The following is a 24,260-nucleotide window of genomic DNA, read 5'->3' on the forward strand; positions in this document are numbered from 1 at the left end:
ATATGTTTTCAGCACTATTGCATATTAAAAACTATAAATTATTTCTTATTAATATGATGCTCTTAGGAATGGGTATTGCCATTACAGTGCCATACTTTGTTTTATTCGCAACAAAAGAACTAGGAATGTCGACAAATCAGTTTGGTGTGCTTTTGGCTTTGGCTGCAGTAAGTCAATTTACTGTAAATGCGATTGTTGCTAGATTTTCAGATACACATCATCTTAATCGGAAAATACTTATTATTTGCGCACTATTTATGGGGGCACTTAGTTTTTCTATATATTTTTACATACATCATATATGGCTATTTATTATAGTATATGCGATATTTCAAGGATTATTCGCACCTGCAATGCCCCAATTATATGCATCCGCTAGAGAATCTATTAATGCGTCTTCATCAAGAAATAATGCGAAATTTGCTAATACTGTATTAAGATCAATGTTCTCTTTTGGCTTTTTATTTGGTCCACTCATTGGTGCATACCTCGTTCAATTTATGGGTTATGCAGGGCTATTTGGCGGCACGGTTATCATTTTATTATTTACACTGTTGTTACAAATATTCTTTTATAAGGATTTAAATCTGACTATAAACGACCAAGTTAAAGATACTGCTAGTATTGAAATAACTGCACCTAATATGTTAAAAGATAAAACTTTATTTATTCCATTTATTGCTTTTATACTTCTACATATTGGTCAGTGGATGTATACAATGAATATGCCATTATTCGTTACAGAATATTTGAAAGAACGAGAAGGTTATGTAGGTACTTTAGCAAGTTTATGTGCCGGCTTAGAGGTTCCTTTTATGGTTATATTGGGGATTTTAGCATCCAAATTATCTACACGCACTTTGCTTATACTAGGAGCCATAAGTGGTGGTCTATTCTATTTTAGTATTGGTATATTTGAAAATATATATATGATGATGATAGGACAAGTATTTTTAGCATTTTATTTAGCGATTTTATTAGGACTGGGTATTAGTTATTTCCAAGATATATTACCTGACTTTCCTGGTTATGCTTCGACTTTATTTGCTAATGCAATGGTAATAGGACAATTATGTGGAAACTTATTAGGGGGCGTAATGAGTCATTGGGTCGGATTAGAAAACGTTTTTTATGTTTCTGCCTTATCTATTTTTATTGGGATGATTTTAATATTGTTCACTAAAGATCAAAAGTTTACATCTTCAAGTATGAATATACAATAATTAATAGAAATGATGATGTATGAAAATAAAAGTCTAGGACATTAAATCCTTCGACAAATGAAAGAGACCACTTCTTCTATTGAAATAATAGAAAAAGGGTCTTTTTTATAATTATTTTGTTTATATATAGCACAATGAGTTGTTATTTTTCTGAGAATAATGTTCTAGGCTCTTATTTAATATTTTTATAACACAGTATTTGAATCTTCATCAACAAAATGATGTTCTATATAGAAAGCAATAGGTGTAATAATTAGAGAGATGATAATAAAAGCCCAATTATTAATTCGAATACTAGGTCCATATGCCAAAAATGACTGTGGAATAAAAAACACATAAAACAGTGCTACTACTAGTAATGCGATAATACAGTAATTAAACCACCAAATCCAATGCGAATTATTAAAACACTGTAATTGAACAGTTTTAAAAACGACTAAAATAAAGAGAAATATAATAGCTAAACCAATGAAGAGCGTAATGGGAAAGGTATATAAATATACTTCATTATGATTATCAGGAATAAAAAAACCTATAAACCCTTTAAAGAAAAAGAATATACCCACTAAAAAGATAAAATTTCTAAAAATAGATTTAACAATATTTTTAATTGTTTCATTTGGTAGGGATTTAAGTTGTTTTTTAGCATGTGCTTTTGGATCATGATCGAAAAATTCAAGAGCTAAAGTTCCATCCTTCTCTGCGGCAAGTAACTCTTTCAAAATACGATTGAGCATGAGTTCACTATCATGTGGATTTACACGTAAATCTGCTCTAATATAAGTCATATAGTTTTCAAAAATTTCTCGATCCGTATTATTTAAACGCATTGATTTTACGTTGTTTTCACGGGCTAATGTTGCAGTCGATTTCATTTATTATCCCCTTAAAAATAAAAATGTTTAAAAATTTTAAAAGTTGATTATTACATATTAAATATGAATAATCATATCATAGTTATGTAAAGAATATAATGTATAAATAGGGAGAATATAAAAAGAGAGTTCTTTCAATGACTAATTATCAATTAATTGAGAATATTGCACGTATTCATGAATATTACTTAGAAAAAGTGCATTAAATTATCATGCTACAACACTTTCTATAGCATTAAGACAAGAAATGTTTGAGAGAAGATTAAAAATGAACCAAGATATTATTTATGTTATTGAGTTAAACCATGATTTTAGAGAACCTTTTGCTTTCACTTGAGATCAATTTGAAACGAGTACGAAAGTGGTAACGATTGAAATGTTATATACACACCCTCGTTTTCTAAACAGTGGGATAGCTACTAATTTAAAACTGACATTAGAACAATGGGCGATAGAAAAAATGCTCATTCTATCGAAAGTACAGTGGAGGCCAATAATAAACAAATGCGAAAAGACTTAAAATAATAAAATGAATCAAGCCACATTTCATGTTAAAATAAGTGTTATTGATATATTTAAAGGAGAAATATATGAAGAAGTGGATTGTACTTTTACTATTAGCGACTTTAATATTGTCAGCATGTGGTAAAAGTGAAGAAAAAGTATCTTTAGAAAATGATATTAAACAGCTAGAAAAAGAAAATAAAGATTTAAAAAATGAAAAAAATAATCTAGAGAAACAAAAAGAAAAGCTCAATGCGCAACGAGAAAAGTTACAAAAAGAAGTAGATAGTTCTGTTGCCAAAGAATCAGTTAAACAAGAAACTGAAAAATCCAAAAAGGATAACTCAAAACAAACGAATTTATCAAATGAAAGTTCTAGTAGTACTGAAGAACGAAGTAGTGACTCAAATAGTGAACAATCAAATAATAATACAAGTTCTAGTTCGTCTACAAAGAGTAACTAATATAGGTTTTAAAAGGCTACAGGTTTGGCGATAGAATAAGAAGGGTAATAGTATTTAAATACATTTTGAATATAATATCCATATATTTGAAAATAAAGTTTAAAAATATAATAATAAAATTCAGTACATAATTTATAGTATGGGAGAGATAACTATGCATGAACATGATTTTCAAATCTTAGAGGGACGTGACATTACACTTCCAGAATTAGGTAAAGAGATTGAAAATATTACTGGACGTACAGTAACTCATTCAACTGGAGACATTAAACGTGTTGTAGCACACTTGCCAAATTTTGAATCAGAAAGTGATACATTTGTAGCTACTTTCAAACTTAATCATCGTAATGATTATATCGATGCAACATTTGTAGCACCTAAAAATCAACGTAATAAGTTAAAAGAGATTCCAGTACATATCGAATTAATAAGTTACATTTCAAAAAATTAATAATCTTTTAATCAAAATGAACGAAACGAAGTGTGTTATGGTTATATACTCCATGTCACACTTTTTTCATAATTGTATTTGGGTAATGGAGTGTGGATAAATGGTTGTTTATATAGAAACAGAAAGATTGAGATTGCGTGATTGGGAAGAAAAAGATTTATTATCTTTTCAAAAAATGAATGCAAATCCTCAGGTAAGACGCTATTTTCCAAGTCTATTAAGTTATAGACGTTCAGAATTAGATATGCAACAAATGGATGACATTTTAAAGGAAAAAGGAATTGGGCTGTTTGCTGTTGAGCTTAAAGAGACAGGAGCATGGTTAGGATATATAGGGTTAAACTACTTACCAAAAGATAGTAAATATCCTTTTGAAAATTTACCTATATATGAAATTGGATGGCGACTTATCCCTGAAGTATGGGGGAATGGTATTGCTACTGAAGGTGCTATGGCTGTTTTAGAGTATGCAAAAGAAAAAGGCATAGAAGAAGTATTTAGTCTTACAGCTGAGGGCAATTTGGCCTCTCGAAAAGTAATGGAAAAAATTGGAATGTCATTATTTGATTATTTTGAACTACCTGAACTAAGTAAATATCATCCACTTAAAAGACATGTAAGATATCAAAAAAAGTTAAACATATAAATATTAATAAAGACTAGAAAATAGATAGAAACCCCAGAGGTTTTTTAGCATATTAAAAGTCATGGGCTACATAAAAAATGTGACGATAAAAAACAAATTTATTGCTAGTCCTAAACCTAAATATAGAAACACTCAACACGAAAGTCTCTACATTTGGGTGCCGAAACCAGGATGGGCCAACGAATTCAAAAAGAATTCGTTGGCCCATCTTTTTTATAGTATTAATCAATCATAGGTTCTAACACCAAGAGGTTTATAATTAAGTAATCCATCAATTAGAGCCTCTTTAGTGTCATATAAAGGTGCTAACGCTTTATATTTTTTATCGATAAAACCTTCTTCAATCATATGATCAATCAAAGTTTGAAGCGGATTAAAGAATCCATTTAAATTAAAGATGCCGATTGGTTTTTGATGTATACCAATTTGTGCCCAGCTATACATTTCGAAAAATTCTTCAAGAGAACCAGCTCCTCCTGGTGTCATAACAAAAGCATCTGCTAATTCAGTCATTTTTTCTTTGCGTTCGTGCATTGAGTCTACAAGAATGAGCTCACTTACTTTTTGACTAGTAATTTCACGTTCATCTAACATTTTAGGCATCACTCCAATTGCATGGCCTCCGTAATCTAGTACGCCGTCTTGAATAGCGCCCATGATACCTACTGAACCAGCTCCAAAAATGAGTTCATAACCTTGTTCAGCCATATATTTTCCTAATTGATACGCTTCTTTAACATAAATGGGATTATTCCCTTTACTTGCTCCACAATATACTGCTATACGTTTCATTTTGTATCCTCCATTAATTGATTAAGTAAGGTTTGAAAAACATCACAAAAATACTGTCGGTCTTCTTTTGAAAAAGGGGAGGGTCCTTTATGACGTCCACCTTGTTTTCTAATTTGTGCATTATTATAACGCTGTTGAAGTAATATATCTATATTATTTTCGTTATAGATAAATCCTTTATGATGCATTATAATTCTAGCTTTCTTTAGTAATAAACTAGCTAATCCATAGTCTTGAGTAATCACAATATCACTCGTTGTTACAAGTTGTATAATTTTGTAATCAACTGCATCTGGTCCATCGTCAACGTATAGTATATTTACATGACTTGGATAATGAGAATGAGAAAAATGACTAAAGCTCCGTAAAATCGTAACAAAAAAGCCTGTCTCAGCTGTTAAATCAATAATTTCATTAACGACTGGACAAGCATCACCATCAACAAATATGGTTGTCATTATTTATTTGTAACCTTTTCTGAATGTAACGCTTTATCTTGAGTAATAATACTGTCAGCATTATAGTTATCATATTTCTTCATTTCTTTAATTCGCTGTTTTTCATTATGTTTTTGAATTTTTTCTTCTTCTTTATGACGTTTATCAATATTTTTTTGAAGTTTTTTCTCTAATTTAGAAGATTGTTTATGGTTCTTTTTAGCTAATTTTGATCCTTTTTTCTTAATATATTTAGGATCATTTTCTTTAGCAATTTTTTTGAGTTCACGCTTATTATCGAACTCTTGTTTTTTACCACCAAAGTAATCTTTAACACTAGATGCCTTATTTGCTACCGTATGTGTAGCATGTGAAGTTGCATGCGAAGCTTTTTGAACATCTGGATGAGACTTAATTTTTTTACGTTCTACAACTAGTGGTACGATAAATATCGGTAACACGTTAATTGCTGTTTTAATAACTTGTTTTTTGTCCATACTCGTTGCCCCCATAAAATTTTCTTTCTCTTTCATTACCCTATGATACAGGAATTCAAACGATTGCACTAGATTAAAATAGTTATCTAAATTTTTTATAAAAAAACACTAAAATTCAAAAAGAATTTTAGTGTGATATCATTAAATACCTTTACCAATACCGAATCCGAAATAAAGAATAGCAATGAAAATAACTAGTACGATTCGATAAATCGCAAATGGTACTAACTTCACTTTATTAATTAAATGTAAGAACGTTTTAATTGCAATTAAACCGACAATAAATGCTGCTAAGAATCCAATAATATAAAATGGGACATGTGCAAGATCAATATATTGATAATTTTTAAGTAATGATAATGCACTTGCAGCTAACATAATTGGGACTGCCATAATAAACGTGAAATCAGAAGCAGATTTATGATTGAGTTTCATTAATACCCCAGTAGAAATTGTTGATCCAGATCTACTGAAACCAGGCCACATTGCAACTGCTTGAGAAATACCAATGACAAATGCTTGGAAATAATTAATTTGATCGACTGTTTGCGGGTGCTTTACTTTAGTACTGTATTTATCAGCAATAATCATATAAATAGCACCAATGAATAAACCAATCATTACAGTGGGTACACTAAATAAATGCGCTTCAATAAAGTCATCAAAAAGAACACCTAAAATTCCAGCTGGAATCATACCTACTAATACATGGAGTAAGTTCAATCGGCGAGGTTTAGAACGCATTCCCTCACTATGAGCAACATGTTTGTATTTTCCGATATGTAACATTTCGAAGTAACGTTCACGGAACACCCATGCAGCAGCAAACACAGAACCGAGTTGAATGACAATTTTAAAAGTAAAAGCTGAATGAGAACCTAAAAATTGAGACGATTGTAACCACATATCATCTACAAGAATCATATGTCCTGTAGATGAAACAGGAGCAAATTCAGTAAGACCTTCTACAATACCTAAAATTAACGCCTTAATAAATTCAATAATTATCATAAGTAACCTCTTTCTTTTATGTAAAAAATGAACTTTCATTTATGCTAAATGTTTTATTTTAAAAAATTCACTTTATTATCATAGCATATTGAAATAATAATTTACTAATAATTACCGGTGGATATGACAATAATGTCATGTTGTTTTGAAATAAAAAAACTATTTTGTTGTATTGTGTGGAAGATGATTAATTCAAAGAAATGACATAATATTGTCACTTAACTTTGAAATCAATTAAATGATTATTTGTGATCAAGCTTCTATAATAAAGCATTAGGTGAAGAAATTTGAAAAATTTAATGAGTTTAGTCTTTAAATATAAATTATTTCCAATTTTTATGGGGATGATTAGTGTATTGTTAGCCATATGTGTAGTGATTCAAAATATTGGAATTGCTAGGTTTTTGAATCAAGTCTTGTACCACAAGGTTTCAGCTATTTATCCATTGTTATTTACTATTTTAATCGTATTAATTTTGAGAGTAACGTTTAATATGTTGAATCAACGATTAGGTGATATTTTAGCTTACAAAGTTAAACATGACCTTCGTCAAAAAATAGTAACAAGTAAGTCTAAAGCTTCAATTGGCGTACAAACAAACATTTTAACTGAAGTTATAGATGGAATTACACCCTTTTTTAATAATTACTTGCCACAAGTGTTTAAATCTATGTGCATACCTTTCGTCATTATTATTGTAATGTGTTTTATACATCTTAATACTGCTATTATTATGGCGGTTACTGCACCATTTATTCCATTATTTTATATTATTTTTGGCTTGAAAACACGAGACGAATCCAAAGAACAAATGACGTATTTAAATCAATTTAGCCAACGCTTTTTAAATATAGCTAAAGGTTTGATTACTTTAAGACTATTTAGACGAACAACGGAAACGGAAAATCACATATATAAAGAGAGCACACGCTTTAGGGATTTAACGATGAAAATTTTGAAAAGTGCATTTCTATCTGGCCTTATGCTTGAGTTTATAAGTATGTTAGGTATTGGTTTAATTGCACTAGAAGCGACATTAAGTTTAGTCGTGTTTCACCATATCAACTTTAAAATTGCTGTAATTGCGATTATTTTAGCGCCAGAATTTTACAATGCAATTAAAGATTTAGGTCAAGCCTTCCATACTGGTAAACAAAGTGAAGGAGCAAGTGATATTATTTTTGATTTTTTAAATAATGTTGAAGAATCAATTATCAACACGCCTACCATAAATCAGAATCAGCAAAATCAAATTTATTTCGATAAAGTAAGTTATCAATATCCTAATACGACTCTATATGCCTTAAAAGATATAACTTTTTCGATCAATCAAGGAGAAAAAATTGCAATTGTTGGTCCAAGTGGCGCTGGAAAATCCACATTAGCGAATCTTATTCAGCAAATGATAACACCTACAAAAGGTCGCATTATATTTAATTCTGAAGTTACAGATATAGGTATGTTAAACCAACGGCCATATATTTTTTCAGCGTCTGTTAAAGATAATATTACAATGTTTAATGAGGTTTCAGATGAAAAAATTTTACAAACTTTAGAAACAGTAGGACTTAAAGAAAAGATTTTAAGCTTAAATAAAGGAATTCACACTGTAATTGGTGAAGGTGGGGAAATGTTATCTGGGGGTCAAATGAGAAGAATAGAACTTTGTAGAGTACTATTACTACGTCCAAGTATTCTAATATTTGACGAGCCTACTACAGGTTTAGATATTGAAACTGAACGTGTTGTTCAACAAACATTAGAGCATAACTTTAAGCATGCTACCACAATTACAATCGCACATCGTAATTCGACTATACGTCGTGCAACCCGACGTTTATATGTAAAAGAAGGTCATCTTATTAAAGATGATAATCGAATTTCTACGCAATTAAATAAGGTGGTGAATAAAGATGAAACCACATATTAAATTTCATTTAGATAAAGATTTATTTTTAGCAATATTAGTAAGCATTACTGGAAGCCTAATAGCACTTACAATGTTCTTTTTAAGTGGATATATGGTAACTCAAAGTGCACTAGGCATGCCTATTTACGCATTGATGATACTTGTCGTTTCTGTAAAATTATTTGGATTTTTACGTGCTATGACGCGATATGTTGAAAGGTTATTATCCCATCGAACTACATTTACAATGTTAAGGAATATAAGAGTACAGTTTGTAAAGCAACTTTTTCCAAGAGTGCCTAATATTTATCGTAAATTTAGATCGAGCGATTTAATCTCAAGAATGGTCAATAAAGTAGAGGCACTACAAAATATATATTTACGTGTATATTATCCTCCTTTTGTAATAGGTTTAACTGCGCTAATTGTTGCTGTTGCATTAATTTATTTTAGTATTGCTCATGCTATTTTAATTGTCATAAGTATGCTATTTTATTTATGGATTATACCATGGCTAAGTGCTAAGCGTGTACGCATACTTAAACAACAAGTTACTACTCATGAACAAAAAATGTTAGGTGAGTTTTATGATTATAAAGCGGGTTATCAAGAGTTAATTACTTTTAATCAACAAGATGCATATAAAAAGAAAGTCGTTAAGTCATTAGAATACTATGATAGATTACAAGCTAAAGAAAATCGTTTTTTAACATTTTATGATTATATATTGAATCTCATTTCTATTATAACGATTTTTTTAAGTTTAGCTTTAGCCGTGGTACAAATTGAACATGGATATTTAGATGTTATATATGTAACGAGTATGATATTAATGATTTTAACTTTGTTCGAACAGGCTATTCCAATGAGTAATTTTGCTTATTATAAAGCAGATACAGATCAAGCGTTAACAGATATTAATGAGGTGTTTCATTCTTCGATCACTACACCTGAGTTAACTGTACAGACGAAACAAGAACCTGTATTTAGTATTTCTAATCTAAACTTTAAATATTTTAATCAAGAAACATTAGTATTAAACGATATTAATTTAACCATCCATAAAGGTGAAAAAGTAGCTATCATTGGACCTTCTGGTTCAGGGAAAAGTACGTTAATGCAACTGCTATGTGGATTATATGAAATAGAAGAAGGTCGTGTTGAGTTATACGGACAATCTATTACTCAAATTAATGAAAACGATAGATATAATGAAATCAATGCGTTATTACAATCCCAACAAATATTTGATGGTACTGTTAGAGAAAATTTATTATCTAATCAAAAAGATGAAAACTTAATCGATGTTTTAAATATGTTGAATTTAAGTTACTTAAATTTGAACACGCAATTGACTTTAGATGGAACTTCTTTATCTGGCGGTGAAATTCAACGTTTATCTTTAGCACGTTTATTTTTAAAATCATCTAACATTTGGCTATTAGATGAGCCAACTACAGCGCTTGATAAAGATAATACGACCAATGTAATGAAAGAAATTAACAAGCAAGCAGAAACATTAGTTGTTGCTACACATGATTTAGACTTACTTCCATATTTCGATACCATTATCGTAATGGTTGAAGGTGAGGTTGTTGAGTACGGAGATTATGTATCATTAAGTCAAAATAAGGGTTATTTAAATCGCATGATTCATATTAATAAATTATAAAATAAAAAACCTGAGATAGCTTTAAAAAATGATCTCAGGTTTTCTACTATTGATAAATATATAAATTACATTTTGAAATGAATAACTTTAATTAGTTTAGTACTAGCATGTCACATTATTTGTTTTCGGTAAAAGCAGTAATAATTTTACCTAATAGACGATTAAGTTCATGGACTTCATCGTTACTCAAAGAAGAAGCGATGGCAACTTTTTGAGATGCATCACTTAATTCGGGTTTAATATTTTCACTTTTTTCAGTAAGATGAATAAATACTTCACGTTGGTCAATTTCAGAACGTTCCCGTTTAATTAAATCAACGTTCTCCATTCTTTTTAGTAAGGGTGATACTGTACCTGTATCTAAAGCTAATTCAGTGACTACTTTCTTAACATTTACAGGGGATTCTTCCCATAAAATACTTAAAACTAAGAATTGTGGGTAAGTAAGATTGTACTTTTTAAAGACTTTGTTTGAATAGTAGCGATTTACTTGTCTTTGTGCATTGTACAAACTAAAACAAAGTTGCTCTTTTAAATTGTGTTGTTCAGACATTAAAGTTCTCCTCCAGACATTTATCCGTTTCTCTTTATTTCGGATTAAAGTTCGTCTATGTTGTGTAAAATATAAATTATCACACACTTCATTTCAATGCCATGCTAAAATTAAAGTATGCTTAAATTTTAGAAGAAAACACTATTTTAATCAAGTGTAATCTAACGTACATTTTTATAATATTAATTTCAAATACATTTTATATAGAAATGAGTTTTTAAAATGATAAATAATAAAAAACAAAAAATATCTATTACAATAATTAGTGGCTTTTTAGGAAGTGGTAAAACTACACTTTTGAATAATTATATACGCCAATTATTAAAAAAAGATGAGAAAATAACGATTATTATGAATGAATTCGGTTCTTTTGACGTTGATAGTTTACTTATCGAAGAAGATATTACTATAAAATCATTAATCAATGGATGCGTATGTTGTGACTTAAATAATGATTTAGTATTACAATTACAATCACTTATTAAAGAAGGTGAAAGTCAACACATTCTTATTGAATCGACTGGAATTGCACATCCTTTAGAAGTCTTTGCAGCGTGTCAAGATCCAACAATAGTTAATGACGTGGAAATTCCTAAAATAATAGGCCTTGTTGATGCGTTAAGATTTAATAATAGAATGAAATATACGGTAGAGACGAATGAGTTAATGGAAGAGCAAATTAAATATAGTGATATAATTATTCTTAATAAAATGGATTTAGTGACCCAAGTAGAATTAGAAAATATAAAAAAACAATTGGTTTCTATTAATAATAAAGCAACGATTTACGTGACTACATATAGTAAATTAGATGATGTAGTAGTGAAAAATAAAGCTGCTGATATTAATAGGCATGTTCATGTCCACCATCATAATGTACAATCTATGAAATATACGTTTAGTTCTCCTATTGATCGACAATTATTTTACCAATTTATAATGCGTTTGCCAGATGAAGTATTCAGATTAAAAGGATTTGTAAAATTTAAAGATCAGTCGGATTCAACATACGAATTTCAATTTTCAATGGGATTACCTACTTATGGAATAACTGATAGAGAAGTTCCATTAACTATTGTTATTATTGGTGAAATGCTTGATACAACACGTTTGAAAAACCAGTTAGAAATGATTCAATTTACTTAAAATGACTCCTTAATTGTTATGGGAGTGGTTATGAGTATTCTAAATTTCTAATAAATATGTCATAGTCTTGTCATGAGAATAAAAAAATATATCATTTATAATAGAATAAGGAGGATATATTAATGAATCATAATGAAGATAAACGCACTAAACAAATTCGCTTTGAGTTTAAGTGGATTACAATCCCATATTTAATTTTTGCAATTATTATTCTATTGTTAAATATCTTTTTTACAAATATAAAAATCACAATGGCACTATTTGGATTGTTCTTTGGTTATAATTTAGGAATATTGTTTATCGCATTTATTAATAAGTACAAACGTACACTCATATTAACGCTAATTTTAACTATTTTAAGTGCAGCAACTTTCTTTACTTTACTATACGTTTTTGGACTTAATAGAGAAATATTTGGTTAATAAAAGTATTAATCACATTATATAAATTAAGTGAAAGGAGTCACTTTAGAATTTGTATTGAATTCTATAGTCACTCCTTTTAATTTTAAGATAAATAGGGTAGTTAAATTATTAACAAACATCAGTCTAGGAGTGAAAATATGAATATTGGCGTCATTCTCAATAGAGTATTTAGAATAAATAATAATCCATTATTCGAATATATTAATCAACAAAAAGATGCATTTGATAAATGCTATCTTATAATTCCTAAGGAAACATTTGAAGAGAAAGGTACAGATAAAAAAGCAAACTATTATTATGGCACTTTAGAAAAATTTTTATATAAGTTGAAAGAACATCATATAGAGCCATATGTCATCGATTACAGTGAACTAGGTATGTTTTGTACTGAACATGATATTAAAGAAATAGTTATGGCTGGCGATATCATGAGTTATCATCAAGAAAGATATGATATTCGCCACTTAAAACAATCGTTTAAAAATCACGATATACCCGTAATAACTATTAACGTTAATCATTATTTTAAGCCAAGTAACACTATGAATCAGCAAGGACAACCATATAAAGTATTTACAAGTTTTTATAAAGCACACCGTTCAAAACTTAGACAGCATTCTCCGTATCAATATCAATTAAGTGATATCGCTAATAAATGTAGCCAATCACAACAAACGATAACTAATGATTATCATCATGATGGACAATCAGAAGATCAAGCGTTAAACAATTGGAAAGATTATTTAAATCATAGTATTCAAAACTATAAAAAGGATAGAGAGTATCTTCCGGAAATACTCACTAGTCAATTAAGTATTGTTCTAGCATATGGTCTGATAGATATTAAACAAATTATTACAGATTTATTAGAAGGATATGAGGAAAATGAAAATAATTACGAAAGTTTTATTAGAGAAGTAATGTTTCGTGAGTTTTATTATGTTCTTATGGCTCAATATCCCCATATTGCACATGAAGCATTTAATGAAAAATATCGTACTATACAATGGTCATATAACAAAGAAGAGTTTAATCGCTGGTGTGAAGGTCAAACTGGTTTTCCTATTATTGATGCTGCTATGAATGAATTAAATGAGACAGGATTTATGCATAATCGCATGCGGATGGTAGTCTCTCAATTTTTAACTAAAGATTTGTTTATTGATTGGGCTTGGGGCGAAGATTATTTTAGGAAAAAATTAATCGATTATGATGCAGCTTCAAATGTACATGGTTGGCAATGGTCAGCTTCAACTGGGACAGATGCTGTGCCGTATTTTAGGATGTTTAATCCTACTAGACAAAGCGAACGTTTTGATAAAGACGCTTTATATATCAAAAAATATATTCCTATATTCGATCATGTGCCCGCAAAATTCTTACATCATCCATTTCAACATCAAACGCAATTAGTAAAAAAAGGAATACAATTAGGTAAAGATTATCCTGAACCAATTGTAGATCATAAAGTTGCGCGCGAACATGTGATGACAATATTTAAAAATATATAAAAAAAGAGCTAGGGAAAGGAAACAGAGTTCAAATTGAGTTCATGCTCCCACCCCTAGCTTTTTTAAATACATAACTAAACGTCTTATAAAATTTTTCTACATGAATAGACTGTATTAAATAGAAATATATCAATGTGCCATTCTTATCCCTTTAATGAATAATAAAATGACAAATTGAAGTAGCATCATTAATGAAATAAATATTAAACTACTACCATTTAAGGCACTAATGACTTCTATGATAATAGTAAATGGACGGGTAATTAAATGAACAGTATGAAATCTCAAAAATCTACCCATAAATATTCCTAAACCATTTAAAAACATAAGTGCTATTAATAAACATCGATTTAACCATAGCTTTGAAGTGAAATGAGATAAATGAACAAATATGAGAGCCATGCAATAAATCGCAAAAAATACACTTAGCAGTAAGAAAGTAAAGTATAACCATTCTATTAAATTAAGTTGGACGTAAAAATCAAATGTAAACTGATTGAGATGAATAAGATCAGTAACCATGTAAAATGTATTGGGTACTAATAAAATAAAAATAAGAGCAAAAATAATAAATATAGGCCATTCAAACTTTTTTCTAGGTTTAAATAAATCTAATAAGAAACATAATTCAAGTGGAATGTAAGCTAAAAATAAATTTAAGCTTACAAAGTTAAATACACGCGTTTCAAATAATGATATTACAAAAAGAATAATAAAATAGATTCTTGCAATATAACGTGAAGTCATAATATGCACTACTTTCTAACGATTTAGTTGAATTATTATAGTAAAGGTTAAAGTCGAAGTAATCAAGAAAAAAGAAGGTAGAATAATAAAAGTTAGAGAAGCATTAATAATTGTAAAATAGATGTGTAATCTGTAAGAAAAGAATCTCAATGATGTTAAATAAAAGTGATAACATATTGTAATGAAGCGGTTGAATTGAGGTTTCTAATCTTGATTGAAAGAGAAATTTTACGATTTTAATCAGTTGAGTCTAGTCTACGAGTCAAACGTTCGATTGATATCACAATCAATCATCGTAATGAAAATTTCACTTGTTGTTGAAATCACAGCTTTTGTTAAATGTCCACTTAACGTCTCAAAATATTGAGAACCAATGTACCATGTAAATGTGCAAATGGTTAATTATCAATACGAGAAATATTCCCTAATAAACTTGTTCACTCTAATGTTTCATTTATTTCTTTTTTTCATATTCATTTGTTTCTAAATTATAATAGTTTAACACGATCTCATCACAAGCTCCGATACCACTCACTGAATCAAATTTAATATGTTAATGTTGAGCAAAGTAAGTAACCTCTTTTATAATATCTTCTCCATGTTCTAAAACAAGAAGAGAGTGTTGTCCATTTTTTGGGCATCTTATTGTCTTCATTTTTATAATTAGGATAATTTAATTATATATAACATAAATTTAAAATACTTTGAATAAACTATTAAGTAAGATAGTATATTTTAAAATAAAAAATAATATATAATAGTATCTAAATGAAAGATGAAAAATTTAGAATTTTTAACTTTTCTCAGAATATGAATTAGATGAATTTCATTAAGCGTATTTAATTATAGATAAAAGAGAGGTGATCTTCATGAAAAAACAATTATTTACATTATATTTTAATATATTTTTAATATTCGTTGGAATTGGCCTTGTTATTCCTGTTCTTCCAGTATATTTGAAAGATTTAGGATTAAAAGGAAGCGATTTAGGAATTTTAGTAGCTATTTTCTCATTGTCTCAAATGATTATTTCTCCTTTTGGAGGAAGTTTAGCTGATAAATTGGGTAAAAAATTAATTATTTGTTTAGGATTAGTATTTTTTACAATCTCTGAATTCTTATTTGCTATGAGTCATTCTTTTATACTTCTAATAGTATCAAGAATACTTGGTGGTTTTAGTGCAGGGATGGTCATGCCTGGTGTAACAGGAATGATTGCAGATATTTCTATAGCTAAAGATAAAGCGAAAAATTTTGGTTATATGTCTGCAATTATTAACTCTGGTTTTATTTTAGGACCAGGAATTGGTGGTTTTTTAGCAGAAGTATCACATCGTCTTCCATTTTATTTTGCAGGTGCATTAGGTATTATTGCGTTTGTTATATCTGTAATATTGATTCGCCAACCGCAAAATACAGCGAAAAGTCATCATATTCACTTTGAAACTAAAGAACTTTCTAAAATCCAATGGGGTGTTTTTATTACTCCAATTATCTTAACGTTTGTACTTGCTTTTGGTTTGTCTTCTTTTGAGACGTTATTTTCTCTATATACTTCAGCGAAAGCAAACTACACACCTGGCGATATTTCAATTGCTATTGTAGGTGGTGGTGTTGCAGGAGCAGTATTCCAAATTTTCTTTTTTGATAAATTTATGAGATATACCACTGAACTTACATTTATTACTTGGGCATTATTATATTCTGTCATTGTTATATTTAGTCTTATAATCGCTCATAGTTACTGGTCAATTATGTTAATTAGTTTTATTGTCTTTATTGGATTTGATTTAATTCGTCCAGCGCTAACTAATTATTATTCAAATATAGCAGGTAATCGACAAGGTTTTGCTGGAGGACTTAATTCTACATTTACAAGTATGGGTAATTTTGTAGGCCCATTGGTAGCAGGCTCGTTATTTGATGTTAATATTGAATTTCCTTTATATATGTCTATTATTGTAATGTTATTTGGGGTAGTAATTATTTTCATAGAGAAAAAGTTACAGTTAAATCGTAGCAGATGTGATTAAATAAGTTTTATATAATAGAAATGTAACAATAAAAAGTCGTTAGGTAATATAACTGTTACAAAGATTACAATTATTTTAAATTGCCTTCTACTGAATTATTTTATCTATATTTGTATGTTAAGATATAAAAAAATTCAAAGAGAAGTGTGGGTAAGGAGATGAATTTAAAAAATATATTGTTAAGTGTGGTAGCTATCATTTTATCAATTTGTTTGGCATTTCTATTATTTATCGCAACGAATCAAAATGCCTTAGCTAAGGTACATCGAACAATTTCTACTTTTTCAAAAGTCGGAAGTATTGTCGAAACTAAAAATATATTAAATATAAACAGCAATCACACCGCCGAAGCTTCTGAGAAAAATCAAACGCAACACAAAGCAGATATTCGTCAAAATCAAAACGTTAATTATAGGTTGACTGAGAAAGCTCAAGAAAAATATTTATACTCAACAGAGGAATGTAAAACGATAGTTGAAAATTATATGCAACAAAATTATAAACAGCCTGTAAAGTTAGAGGGTTTGAATGAAACTAATCAAGCCATCACTTTTGAAGCGTATCCAGAAAACAAAAAAGCTGAAGATATAACAATTAATAAAGTGGGTAAAGTTGAGATAATTTCTGCAAATTAAGTTAAATAAAAATGTAATGTAAAATCAGAGTAAGAAAGTGAAATCTAAAGGTTTCTATCTTACTCTATTTTTTATTTGTCACAAAGAGTAGTAAAATTAGATATATAAAGAAGATAAATGAGGTGTTACATTGAAACATAAGAAAACCAATGCAATGAGAATGCTTGATAGAGCTAAGATTAATTATTCAGTAAATACATTTGAAATAGGTGAAGAACATTTAGATGGAGAAACAATTGCGGAATTAGTGCATGCGAATGTGAAAGACGTTTATAAAACATTAGTGTTAGAAAATGCTAATCATGATCATTTTGTATGTGTTATACCAGTTAGTGAAACATTAGACTTAAAAGAAGCGGCACATGTCATAGGTGAAAAGAAACTTAATTTGATGCCGATGGATGATTTAAAAAAAGTTACTGGCTATATAAGAGGAGGGTGTTCTCCAATAGGAATGAAACATTCGTTTCCAACGATTATTGATGAGTCAGCTTTATCACGAGACAAAATCAATGTGAGTGGTGGTCAACGAGGCATGCAAATTATACTTGAACCTAATGATTTAATTGCAGTTACACAGGCACAAACAGCACGTATTACTCAACATTAAATGTATTAGCAGAGTGAGCAATGATATACATTGTGAACACTCTGTTAATTTTTCGGTTTTTTTGAACGTTTTTGAACGTTTTTGATAATTTTTGATTGAAATATGTAAGCGTGAACACTATAATAAAAGTTGTAAAGGAGTGTTAAAGATGATTTCTGAAAAACGACAAAGTTTAATTTTACAAGAACTTAAGAAAAAAGATTTTTTATCACTCCAAGAGTTAATTGAACGAACAGGTTGTAGTGCTTCAACTATAAGAAGAGATTTATCAAAGTTACAACAACTTGGACGTCTTCAACGTGTTCATGGTGGTGCAACACTTAATAGTCATAGAAACCAAGAACCTATTTTATCTGAAAAACTGTCTACAAATCTAAAAGAAAAAAGAGAAATTGGAAGAAAGGCAGCTCAGCTCATTGAAGATAATGATTATATTTTTATGGATGCAGGTTCATCTACAATTGAGATGATTCCATTTATAAAAGCACAAGATATCGTAGTGGTTACAAACGGATTGTCTCACGTTGAAAGATTACTTCATCGAGGTATTAAAACCTTGATGATTGGTGGAGAAGTAAAAGCTACCACTTTTGCTACTGTCGGAGCAAGTGCCCTTGAAGTTTTAAGACGTTATTGTTTTGATAAAGCTTTCATAGGTATGAATGGCTTAGATTTGAATCATGGATTAACCACACCAGATGAAAAAGAAGCATTAATTAAAGAAAGAGCAATACATCAAGCAACCACATCTTATGTTTTATTAGACCATTCAAAATTAGATGAAACATATTTTGCGCATGTCTCAACCAAAGCATGCCATGTTGAGTACATCGTATCTGAGCAATTACGTCATCATAATCGCTACAACGAATACAAAGAGAAATACCACTTTTTAGGAGGTTAATTATGATATATACAGTGACATTTAATCCATCTATTGATTACATCATGTTTACTGATGGATTTGAGCTAAAAGGGCTTAATAGAGCTAGAGAAACATACAAATTTGCTGGTGGAAAAGGTATTAATGTTTCTCGCGTCTTGAAAACCTTAGATGTTTCATCTACGGCATTAGGATTTGCTGGAGGTTTTCCTGGGGAATTTATTTCTAGCATTTTGGAACAAAGCGATATTAATACGGAGTTTATTAAAGTAAATGAAGATACTCGTATTAATGTTAAATTAAAATCCGGCGATGAAACTGAAATTAATGCACCTGGTCCGAATGTGACGTCTGAGCAGTTTGAAGCATTATTAAATCAGATTAGACATACTTCTAAGGAGGACACTGTCATTGTAGCAGGAAGTGTTCCAAAAAGTATTCCGAGTGATGCTTATGCTCAAATTGCAAAAATCACTCAAGAAACAGGTGCAAAATTAGTAGTGGATGCTGAAAGAGATTTAGTTAATACAGTGTTAGAATATCATCCTTTATTTATTAAACCGAATAAAGATGAATTAGAAGAAATGTTTGATGTCACAATTAAATCAGATCAAGATGTCGTTAAGTATGGTAGAGAAATAGTAAAAAATGGAGCTCAATCTGTCATTATTTCTTTAGGTGGAGATGGTGCCATATATGTTGACGAGACAAGAAGTATTAAAGCCCAAAATCCTAAAGGTGAAGTTGTAAATACAGTAGGATCTGGTGACAGTACAGTTGCAGGTATGGTAGCGGGTCTTGAGTTGGGACTATCACTTGAAGAAGCATTTTGCCAAGCAGTAGCTTCAGGTACGGCTACGGCATTTAATGATGACTTAGCATTAAGAGAAGATATAGAAAAAATCAAGTCACAAGTTACAATTTCTGTACTTGATGGGGAGTGATAGAGTTGAGAATAACAGAATTACTTACTAAAGAAACTATTGCTATGGATTTATCAGCTAGTGATAAAAATGGCGTCATTGATGAATTAGTTAATCAATTAGATTCAGCTGGTAAATTAAGCGATATAGCTCAATTTAAGGAAGCGATTCATAATCGTGAGTCACAAAGTACAACGGGAATTGGTGAAGGAATAGCCATTCCACATGCTAAAGTAGCAGCAGTGACATCACCTGCGATTGCTTTTGGTAAATCAAAAGAAGGTGTGGACTATCAAAGTTTAGATGGTCAACCTGCGCATTTATTCTTTATGATTGCAGCACCAGAGGGTGGCGCACAAACACATTTAGATGCATTAGCTAAATTGTCAGGCATTTTAATGGACGATACAGTAAGAGAAAATCTATTACAGGCTAATTCGAAAGAAGAAATACTTCGTATTATTGATGATGCTGATGATGAAGCAACTAAAGAAGAAGAAAAAGAAGCTCAAAAACAAGAGGATGAAGCACAAGCAACAACTGGCGCATCAGCGAATGATAATGCTAACGAACCTTACGTTTTAGCTGTAACAGCGTGTCCCACAGGTATTGCACATACGTATATGGCCCGTGATGCTTTGAAAAAACAAGCAGAAAAAATGGGAGTGAAAATAAAAGTTGAAACAAATGGTTCAAGTGGTATTAAAAACCATTTAACTCAACAAGATATTGAACGTGCAACTGGGATTATTGTAGCTGCCGATGTTCATGTAGAAACAGATCGTTTCGATGGTAAAAATGTAGTTGAGGTTCCAGTAGCAGACGGGATTAAACGTCCTGAAGAGTTAATTAATACAGCACTTGATACAAGTAGAAAACCATTTAAAGCACATGGTGGACAAAAAAATACAGATAAAGATAGTAATGATGAAAAATTAAGTCCAGGTAAAGCATTTTATAAACACTTAATGAATGGTGTTTCTAATATGTTACCACTTGTTATTGCTGGTGGTATATTAATGGCGATTGTATTCTTATTTGGCGCCAACTCATTTGATCCAAAAAGTCCTGAACACAATGCGTTTGCAGAACAATTGTGGAATATTGGTAATAAGAGTGCCTTTGCATTAATTATTCCAATCTTAGCTGGTTTCATTTCTCGTAGTATTGCAGATAAACCAGGTTTTGCAGCTGGCTTAGTTGGCGGTATGTTAGCAATTTCTGGTGGCTCTGGGTTTATCGGTGGTATTATTGCTGGTTTCTTAGCGGGTTATTTAACACAAGGTATCAAATATATTACTCGTAATTTACCTCAAGCAGTTGAAGGTTTAAAACCAACATTAATTTATCCACTATTAAGTGTGACAATTACTGGATTATTAATGATTTATGTATTTAATCCACCTGCAGCATGGTTAAACAATCTATTATTAAATGGTTTAAATAGTTTATCTGGTTCTAACATTATGCTATTAGGACTAGTTATTGGAGCTATGATGGCAATTGATATGGGGGGTCCATTCAATAAAGCAGCTTATGTATTTGCGACAGCAGCTTTAACTGAAGGTAATGCTGCACCAATAACAGCAGCAATGGTTGGTGGTATGATTCCACCATTAGCAATTGCCACAGCAATGTTTATCTTTAAACGTAAATTTACAAAAGAGCAACGTGGCTCAATCGTACCTAACTATGTTATGGGTCTATCATTCATCACAGAAGGTGCTATACCTTTTGCAGCTGCTGACCCATTACGTGTGATTCCATCAATGATGGTCGGTTCAGGTGTTGCTGGAGCGATTGCATTAGGACTTGGTTCAAGAATTAATGCACCTCATGGTGGTATCATCGTTATAGCAGCCACAGACTTTAGTCATATTATCCAAACTATCATTGCTTTAATTATAGGTACACTTGTTTCAGCAGTACTTTATGGTTTACTGAAACCAAAATTAACAGAACAAGAAATTAAAGCTTCAGAATCTATGGATGAATAATAAACATTAATTTAATGAGCCTGAGACATAATGAGTTGTCTCAGGCATTTTTTTATATATTGATATTTGGTCATTGAATTGAAAACGTGTTGTATCAAGATTATTTCAAGGAGTACTAGCATCGAAATCTTTGTAAAAAAGCAATGTTCAAAGAAATTTGGGGTGGAGTGCCAACAAAAAGGGTTTCCTGGGAAACCCAACGTTCAACGAAAGCTGGGGTTGGGGCCTCAGCAAAAAGGGTTTCCTAGGAAACCCAACGTTCAACGAAAGCTGGGGTTGGGGCCTCAGCAAAAAGGGTTTTCTAGGAAACCCAATGTTCAACGAAAGCTGGGGTTGGGGCCTCAGCAAAAAGAGTTTCCTGGGAAACCCAACGTTCAACGAAAGCTGGGGTTACATTATCGAAGGGATTAACGAATTCTGTCCAATCTTTTATTATATAGTTAGTATATAATTAAAAAGACATAGATATATATGGACTTGACTATTACTACAGATTGGGTTTAAATGGGAATTTGAGTTTAAGAAACAAATAACCATCCTGGAGTATTATTGTACTTTTATAGCATTTAATTAAAAATTCCTCACATATCATTTCTCTGATTTTCTTAAAAATTTATTACAAGGACTATTGAAGTATATATGAAATAGTAGTAAGAAAATCATTATATAATGCTTTTTAAATGATTTTAAATGTTAAAAGCTTTCTTATTCTTATTTAACCATTTAGTATAGAAATATGGTAATATTAAAGTAATACATTTTTTTTGGGGGTGTCTTAATGGGAAGGTCTTAACATGCGTTTATAACGGTGATAAGTATGACGTATTAAATTCGTGTTACTCATTAGAGACACATAATATTTGGAGGTGAATCCCTAGAAATAGGGAACTAATTGGAAACAGTGACCATAATTAATTTAGTAATATTTTTTCTATTAATCGCTTTAACAACCGTATTCGTTGGATCTGAATTTGCATTAGTAAAAGTACGTTCAACAAGAATTGAACAACTTGCTGATGAAGGTAATGGAAGTGCAAAAATTGTTAAAAAGATGATTGCTAATCTTGATTATTATTTATCAGCATGTCAACTTGGTATTACAGTTACATCTTTAGGTTTAGGTTGGTTAGGTGAACCGACATTCGAAAAACTATTACATCCACTTTTTAATCTATTACATTTGCCAAGTGCAGTGACTACAACCATTTCATTTGTGATTTCGTTTATTGTTGTAACTTATTTACATGTAGTGTTAGGTGAGTTAGCACCCAAATCAATAGCAATACAACATACTGAAAAATTAGCATTAACTTATGCTAGACCATTATATTATTTTGGTAATGTCATGAAGCCATTAATATGGTTAATGAATGGTTCGGCACGAGTAATTATTAGAATGCTTGGTGTTGACCCTGATGCGCAAGCAGATGCAATGTCTGAGGAAGAAATTAAAATCATTATTAATAATAGTTATAATGGTGGAGAAATTAATCAAACAGAACTGAATTACATGCAAAATATCTTTTCATTTGACGAAAGACATGCGAAAGATATCATGGTTCCACGTACACAAATGGTAACGTTAAACGAACCATTTAATGTTGACGAATTACTTGACACGATTAAAGAACATCAATTTACACGTTATCCAATTACTGAAGATGGGGATAAAGACCATATAAAAGGTTTTATTAATGTAAAAGAATTTTTAACAGAATATGCTTCAGGTAGAACAATTAAAATCTCTAATTATATTCATGAATTACCTATGATTTCAGAAACAACTCGTATTAGCGATGCATTAGTTTCAATGCAACGTGAACATGTTCATATTAGTCTTATTATTGACGAATATGGTGGTACTGCCGGTATTCTAACAATGGAAGATATTCTTGAAGAGATTGTCGGTGAAATCAGAGATGAATTTGATGATGATGAAATAAATGATATTGTTAAATTAGAGGAAGATATATATCAAATTAACGGACGTGTCTTACTTGATGATTTACATGAAAAATTTGATATCACTTTTGAAGATTCTGAAGATATCGATACAATAGGTGGATGGTTACAAGCACACAATACTAATCTTCAAGTTGAAGACTATATAGATACAAAATACGATCGATGGATTGTTTCTGAAATGGATAATCACCAATTGGTATGGGTTGTACTTAAATACCAATTTAATGAAACAAGACCTGTGATTAGTGATGAAGAGGAAGAAGACAATCACGATCATAAACATGAATCGGATGAATAAAAATAAAGGCACTTGGGTATGTAAACCTAAGTGTCTTTATTTGTATGCGTAA

Annotated in this window: 23 protein-coding genes and 2 pseudogenes; 17 read left to right on the plus strand and 8 right to left on the minus strand. The window is 30.4% G+C overall.

The window, feature by feature from the left end; all coding sequences use genetic code 11:
- Positions 1 to 2: 2 nt before the first annotated feature.
- Positions 3 to 1,223, plus strand: coding sequence for a sugar efflux transporter (locus CD034_RS01990; RefSeq protein WP_103288085.1), 1,221 nt, complete (start codon positions 3 to 5; stop codon positions 1,221 to 1,223).
- A 185-nt stretch (positions 1,224 to 1,408) separates the two neighbouring features.
- On the opposite strand, the gene CD034_RS01995 is transcribed toward CD034_RS01990, so the two are convergent.
- A complete protein-coding gene (locus CD034_RS01995) occupies positions 1,409 to 2,098 on the minus strand; it encodes a DUF1129 family protein (RefSeq protein ID WP_002455652.1) in 690 nt (229 codons plus the stop codon).
- Between the two features lie 376 nt (positions 2,099 to 2,474).
- Here CD034_RS01995 and CD034_RS11540 point away from each other — a divergent pair, with 376 nt between their 5' ends.
- From CD034_RS11540 to CD034_RS02015, 4 genes are all read left to right on the plus strand, one after another.
- Positions 2,475 to 2,618 (plus strand): hypothetical protein, encoded by a 144-nt coding sequence (locus CD034_RS11540; protein WP_330981606.1) that lies wholly within the window; start codon positions 2,475 to 2,477, stop codon positions 2,616 to 2,618.
- 70 nt (positions 2,619 to 2,688) lie between these two features.
- Entirely contained in the window at positions 2,689 to 3,066 is a 378-nt protein-coding gene (locus CD034_RS02005; protein WP_002449557.1) for an SA0632 family lipoprotein, read from the plus strand.
- Between the two features lie 154 nt (positions 3,067 to 3,220).
- Positions 3,221 to 3,517: a hypothetical protein gene (locus tag CD034_RS02010; RefSeq protein WP_002449559.1), complete on the plus strand. Its 297-nt coding sequence runs from the start codon at positions 3,221 to 3,223 to the stop codon at positions 3,515 to 3,517.
- Between the two features lie 100 nt (positions 3,518 to 3,617).
- Positions 3,618 to 4,163: a GNAT family N-acetyltransferase gene (locus CD034_RS02015; RefSeq protein ID WP_002449584.1), complete on the plus strand. Its 546-nt coding sequence runs from the start codon at positions 3,618 to 3,620 to the stop codon at positions 4,161 to 4,163.
- Between the two features lie 225 nt (positions 4,164 to 4,388).
- Here the strand turns inward: CD034_RS02015 and CD034_RS02020 are convergent, their stop codons facing one another.
- From CD034_RS02020 to CD034_RS02035, 4 genes and pseudogenes are all read right to left on the minus strand, one after another.
- Positions 4,389 to 4,955: an LOG family protein gene (locus CD034_RS02020; protein WP_103288086.1), complete on the minus strand. Its 567-nt coding sequence runs from the start codon at positions 4,953 to 4,955 to the stop codon at positions 4,389 to 4,391.
- Positions 4,952 to 5,413: a YaiI/YqxD family protein gene (locus CD034_RS02025; protein WP_002449579.1), complete on the minus strand. Its 462-nt coding sequence runs from the start codon at positions 5,411 to 5,413 to the stop codon at positions 4,952 to 4,954. The genes CD034_RS02020 and CD034_RS02025 overlap by 4 nt, the downstream gene beginning before the upstream one ends.
- A 23-nt stretch (positions 5,414 to 5,436) precedes the next feature.
- Positions 5,437 to 5,889, minus strand: a pseudogene (locus tag CD034_RS02030) (hypothetical protein); the annotation flags it as partial.
- A 141-nt stretch (positions 5,890 to 6,030) separates the two neighbouring features.
- Positions 6,031 to 6,900, minus strand: coding sequence for an undecaprenyl-diphosphate phosphatase (locus CD034_RS02035; protein WP_002455649.1), 870 nt, complete (start codon positions 6,898 to 6,900; stop codon positions 6,031 to 6,033).
- 287 nt (positions 6,901 to 7,187) lie between these two features.
- On the opposite strand from CD034_RS02035, the gene CD034_RS02040 reads away from it, so the two are divergent.
- A complete protein-coding gene (locus CD034_RS02040) occupies positions 7,188 to 8,831 on the plus strand; it encodes an ABC transporter ATP-binding protein/permease (RefSeq protein WP_103288088.1) in 1,644 nt (547 codons plus the stop codon).
- Positions 8,815 to 10,482 (plus strand): amino acid ABC transporter ATP-binding/permease protein, encoded by a 1,668-nt coding sequence (locus tag CD034_RS02045; RefSeq protein ID WP_103288089.1) that lies wholly within the window; start codon positions 8,815 to 8,817, stop codon positions 10,480 to 10,482. Before CD034_RS02040 ends, CD034_RS02045 begins: the two co-directional genes overlap by 17 nt.
- 115 nt (positions 10,483 to 10,597) lie before the next feature.
- Here CD034_RS02045 and mgrA read toward each other — a convergent pair whose 3' ends face one another.
- On the minus strand, positions 10,598 to 11,035 hold the full coding sequence (mgrA, locus tag CD034_RS02050; RefSeq protein WP_002449577.1) for a global transcriptional regulator MgrA: 438 nt from the start codon (positions 11,033 to 11,035) through the stop codon (positions 10,598 to 10,600).
- A 222-nt stretch (positions 11,036 to 11,257) separates the two neighbouring features.
- Between mgrA and CD034_RS02055 the strand changes: the two genes are divergently transcribed.
- The 3 genes from CD034_RS02055 to CD034_RS02065 all read left to right on the plus strand — a co-directional run bounded on the left by CD034_RS02055 (position 11,258) and on the right by CD034_RS02065 (position 14,117).
- Positions 11,258 to 12,181: a CobW family GTP-binding protein gene (locus CD034_RS02055; RefSeq protein WP_103288090.1), complete on the plus strand. Its 924-nt coding sequence runs from the start codon at positions 11,258 to 11,260 to the stop codon at positions 12,179 to 12,181.
- Positions 12,182 to 12,303: 122 nt separating this feature from the next.
- Positions 12,304 to 12,603 carry a hypothetical protein gene (locus CD034_RS02060; protein WP_002449572.1) on the plus strand — a complete coding sequence of 100 codons (300 nt, stop codon included), beginning with the start codon at positions 12,304 to 12,306 and terminating at the stop codon, positions 12,601 to 12,603.
- A gap of 140 nt (positions 12,604 to 12,743) precedes the next feature.
- Positions 12,744 to 14,117, plus strand: a complete 1,374-nt coding sequence (locus tag CD034_RS02065) for a cryptochrome/photolyase family protein (protein ID WP_077699590.1) — start codon at positions 12,744 to 12,746, stop codon at positions 14,115 to 14,117.
- Between the two features lie 129 nt (positions 14,118 to 14,246).
- Here CD034_RS02065 and CD034_RS02070 read toward each other — a convergent pair whose 3' ends face one another.
- Both CD034_RS02070 and CD034_RS11350 read right to left on the minus strand, forming a co-directional pair.
- A complete protein-coding gene (locus CD034_RS02070) occupies positions 14,247 to 14,864 on the minus strand; it encodes a DUF1361 domain-containing protein (RefSeq protein ID WP_002449567.1) in 618 nt (205 codons plus the stop codon).
- Positions 14,865 to 15,119: 255 nt separating this feature from the next.
- A pseudogene (locus tag CD034_RS11350) lies at positions 15,120 to 15,510 on the minus strand (PPC domain-containing DNA-binding protein).
- A gap of 223 nt (positions 15,511 to 15,733) precedes the next feature.
- Here CD034_RS11350 and norA point away from each other — a divergent pair.
- The 7 genes from norA (at position 15,734) to CD034_RS02115 (ending at position 24,208) form a co-directional block, all read left to right on the plus strand.
- Positions 15,734 to 16,897, plus strand: a complete 1,164-nt coding sequence (gene norA / locus CD034_RS02080; protein WP_103288091.1) for a multidrug efflux MFS transporter NorA — start codon at positions 15,734 to 15,736, stop codon at positions 16,895 to 16,897.
- A gap of 158 nt (positions 16,898 to 17,055) precedes the next feature.
- A complete protein-coding gene (locus CD034_RS02085; protein ID WP_002449552.1) occupies positions 17,056 to 17,532 on the plus strand; it encodes a hypothetical protein in 477 nt (158 codons plus the stop codon).
- 154 nt (positions 17,533 to 17,686) lie between these two features.
- Complete coding sequence (ybaK, locus tag CD034_RS02090; protein WP_172457931.1) at positions 17,687 to 18,142, plus strand: Cys-tRNA(Pro) deacylase; 456 nt, start codon at positions 17,687 to 17,689, stop codon at positions 18,140 to 18,142.
- Positions 18,143 to 18,290: 148 nt separating this feature from the next.
- Entirely contained in the window at positions 18,291 to 19,046 is a 756-nt protein-coding gene (locus CD034_RS02095) for a DeoR/GlpR family DNA-binding transcription regulator (protein ID WP_002449563.1), read from the plus strand.
- A gap of 2 nt (positions 19,047 to 19,048) precedes the next feature.
- Complete coding sequence (pfkB, locus tag CD034_RS02100; protein ID WP_002449570.1) at positions 19,049 to 19,969, plus strand: 1-phosphofructokinase; 921 nt, start codon at positions 19,049 to 19,051, stop codon at positions 19,967 to 19,969.
- Between the two features lie 5 nt (positions 19,970 to 19,974).
- Positions 19,975 to 21,945, plus strand: coding sequence for a PTS fructose transporter subunit IIABC (locus CD034_RS02105; protein WP_002449586.1), 1,971 nt, complete (start codon positions 19,975 to 19,977; stop codon positions 21,943 to 21,945).
- Between the two features lie 892 nt (positions 21,946 to 22,837).
- Positions 22,838 to 24,208: a hemolysin family protein gene (locus CD034_RS02115; RefSeq protein ID WP_002449560.1), complete on the plus strand. Its 1,371-nt coding sequence runs from the start codon at positions 22,838 to 22,840 to the stop codon at positions 24,206 to 24,208.
- The last annotated feature ends 52 nt before the right edge of the window (positions 24,209 to 24,260 follow it).

The sequence above is a fragment of the Staphylococcus hominis subsp. hominis genome, assembly GCF_002901845.1.
GTDB lineage: Bacteria > Bacillota > Bacilli > Staphylococcales > Staphylococcaceae > Staphylococcus > Staphylococcus hominis.

Excerpts from the sequence above, each read along its gene's own strand:
- CD034_RS01990 (WP_103288085.1), top strand. The coding sequence starts at position 3 with ATGTTTTCAGCACTATTGCATATTAAAAACTATAAATTATTTCTTATT.
- CD034_RS01995 (WP_002455652.1), bottom strand. The coding sequence starts at position 2,098 with ATGAAATCGACTGCAACATTAGCCCGTGAAAACAACGTAAAATCAATG.
- CD034_RS11540 (WP_330981606.1), top strand. The coding sequence starts at position 2,475 with ATGTTATATACACACCCTCGTTTTCTAAACAGTGGGATAGCTACTAAT.
- CD034_RS02005 (WP_002449557.1), top strand. The coding sequence starts at position 2,689 with ATGAAGAAGTGGATTGTACTTTTACTATTAGCGACTTTAATATTGTCA.
- CD034_RS02010 (WP_002449559.1), top strand. The coding sequence starts at position 3,221 with ATGCATGAACATGATTTTCAAATCTTAGAGGGACGTGACATTACACTT.
- CD034_RS02015 (WP_002449584.1), top strand. The coding sequence starts at position 3,618 with ATGGTTGTTTATATAGAAACAGAAAGATTGAGATTGCGTGATTGGGAA.
- CD034_RS02020 (WP_103288086.1), bottom strand. The coding sequence starts at position 4,955 with ATGAAACGTATAGCAGTATATTGTGGAGCAAGTAAAGGGAATAATCCC.
- CD034_RS02025 (WP_002449579.1), bottom strand. The coding sequence starts at position 5,413 with ATGACAACCATATTTGTTGATGGTGATGCTTGTCCAGTCGTTAATGAA.
- CD034_RS02035 (WP_002455649.1), bottom strand. The coding sequence starts at position 6,900 with ATGATAATTATTGAATTTATTAAGGCGTTAATTTTAGGTATTGTAGAA.
- CD034_RS02045 (WP_103288089.1), top strand. The coding sequence starts at position 8,815 with ATGAAACCACATATTAAATTTCATTTAGATAAAGATTTATTTTTAGCA.
- mgrA (WP_002449577.1), bottom strand. The coding sequence starts at position 11,035 with ATGTCTGAACAACACAATTTAAAAGAGCAACTTTGTTTTAGTTTGTAC.
- CD034_RS02055 (WP_103288090.1), top strand. The coding sequence starts at position 11,258 with ATGATAAATAATAAAAAACAAAAAATATCTATTACAATAATTAGTGGC.
- CD034_RS02060 (WP_002449572.1), top strand. The coding sequence starts at position 12,304 with ATGAATCATAATGAAGATAAACGCACTAAACAAATTCGCTTTGAGTTT.
- CD034_RS02065 (WP_077699590.1), top strand. The coding sequence starts at position 12,744 with ATGAATATTGGCGTCATTCTCAATAGAGTATTTAGAATAAATAATAAT.
- CD034_RS02070 (WP_002449567.1), bottom strand. The coding sequence starts at position 14,864 with ATGACTTCACGTTATATTGCAAGAATCTATTTTATTATTCTTTTTGTA.
- norA (WP_103288091.1), top strand. The coding sequence starts at position 15,734 with ATGAAAAAACAATTATTTACATTATATTTTAATATATTTTTAATATTC.
- CD034_RS02085 (WP_002449552.1), top strand. The coding sequence starts at position 17,056 with ATGAATTTAAAAAATATATTGTTAAGTGTGGTAGCTATCATTTTATCA.
- ybaK (WP_172457931.1), top strand. The coding sequence starts at position 17,687 with ATGAGAATGCTTGATAGAGCTAAGATTAATTATTCAGTAAATACATTT.
- CD034_RS02095 (WP_002449563.1), top strand. The coding sequence starts at position 18,291 with ATGATTTCTGAAAAACGACAAAGTTTAATTTTACAAGAACTTAAGAAA.
- pfkB (WP_002449570.1), top strand. The coding sequence starts at position 19,049 with ATGATATATACAGTGACATTTAATCCATCTATTGATTACATCATGTTT.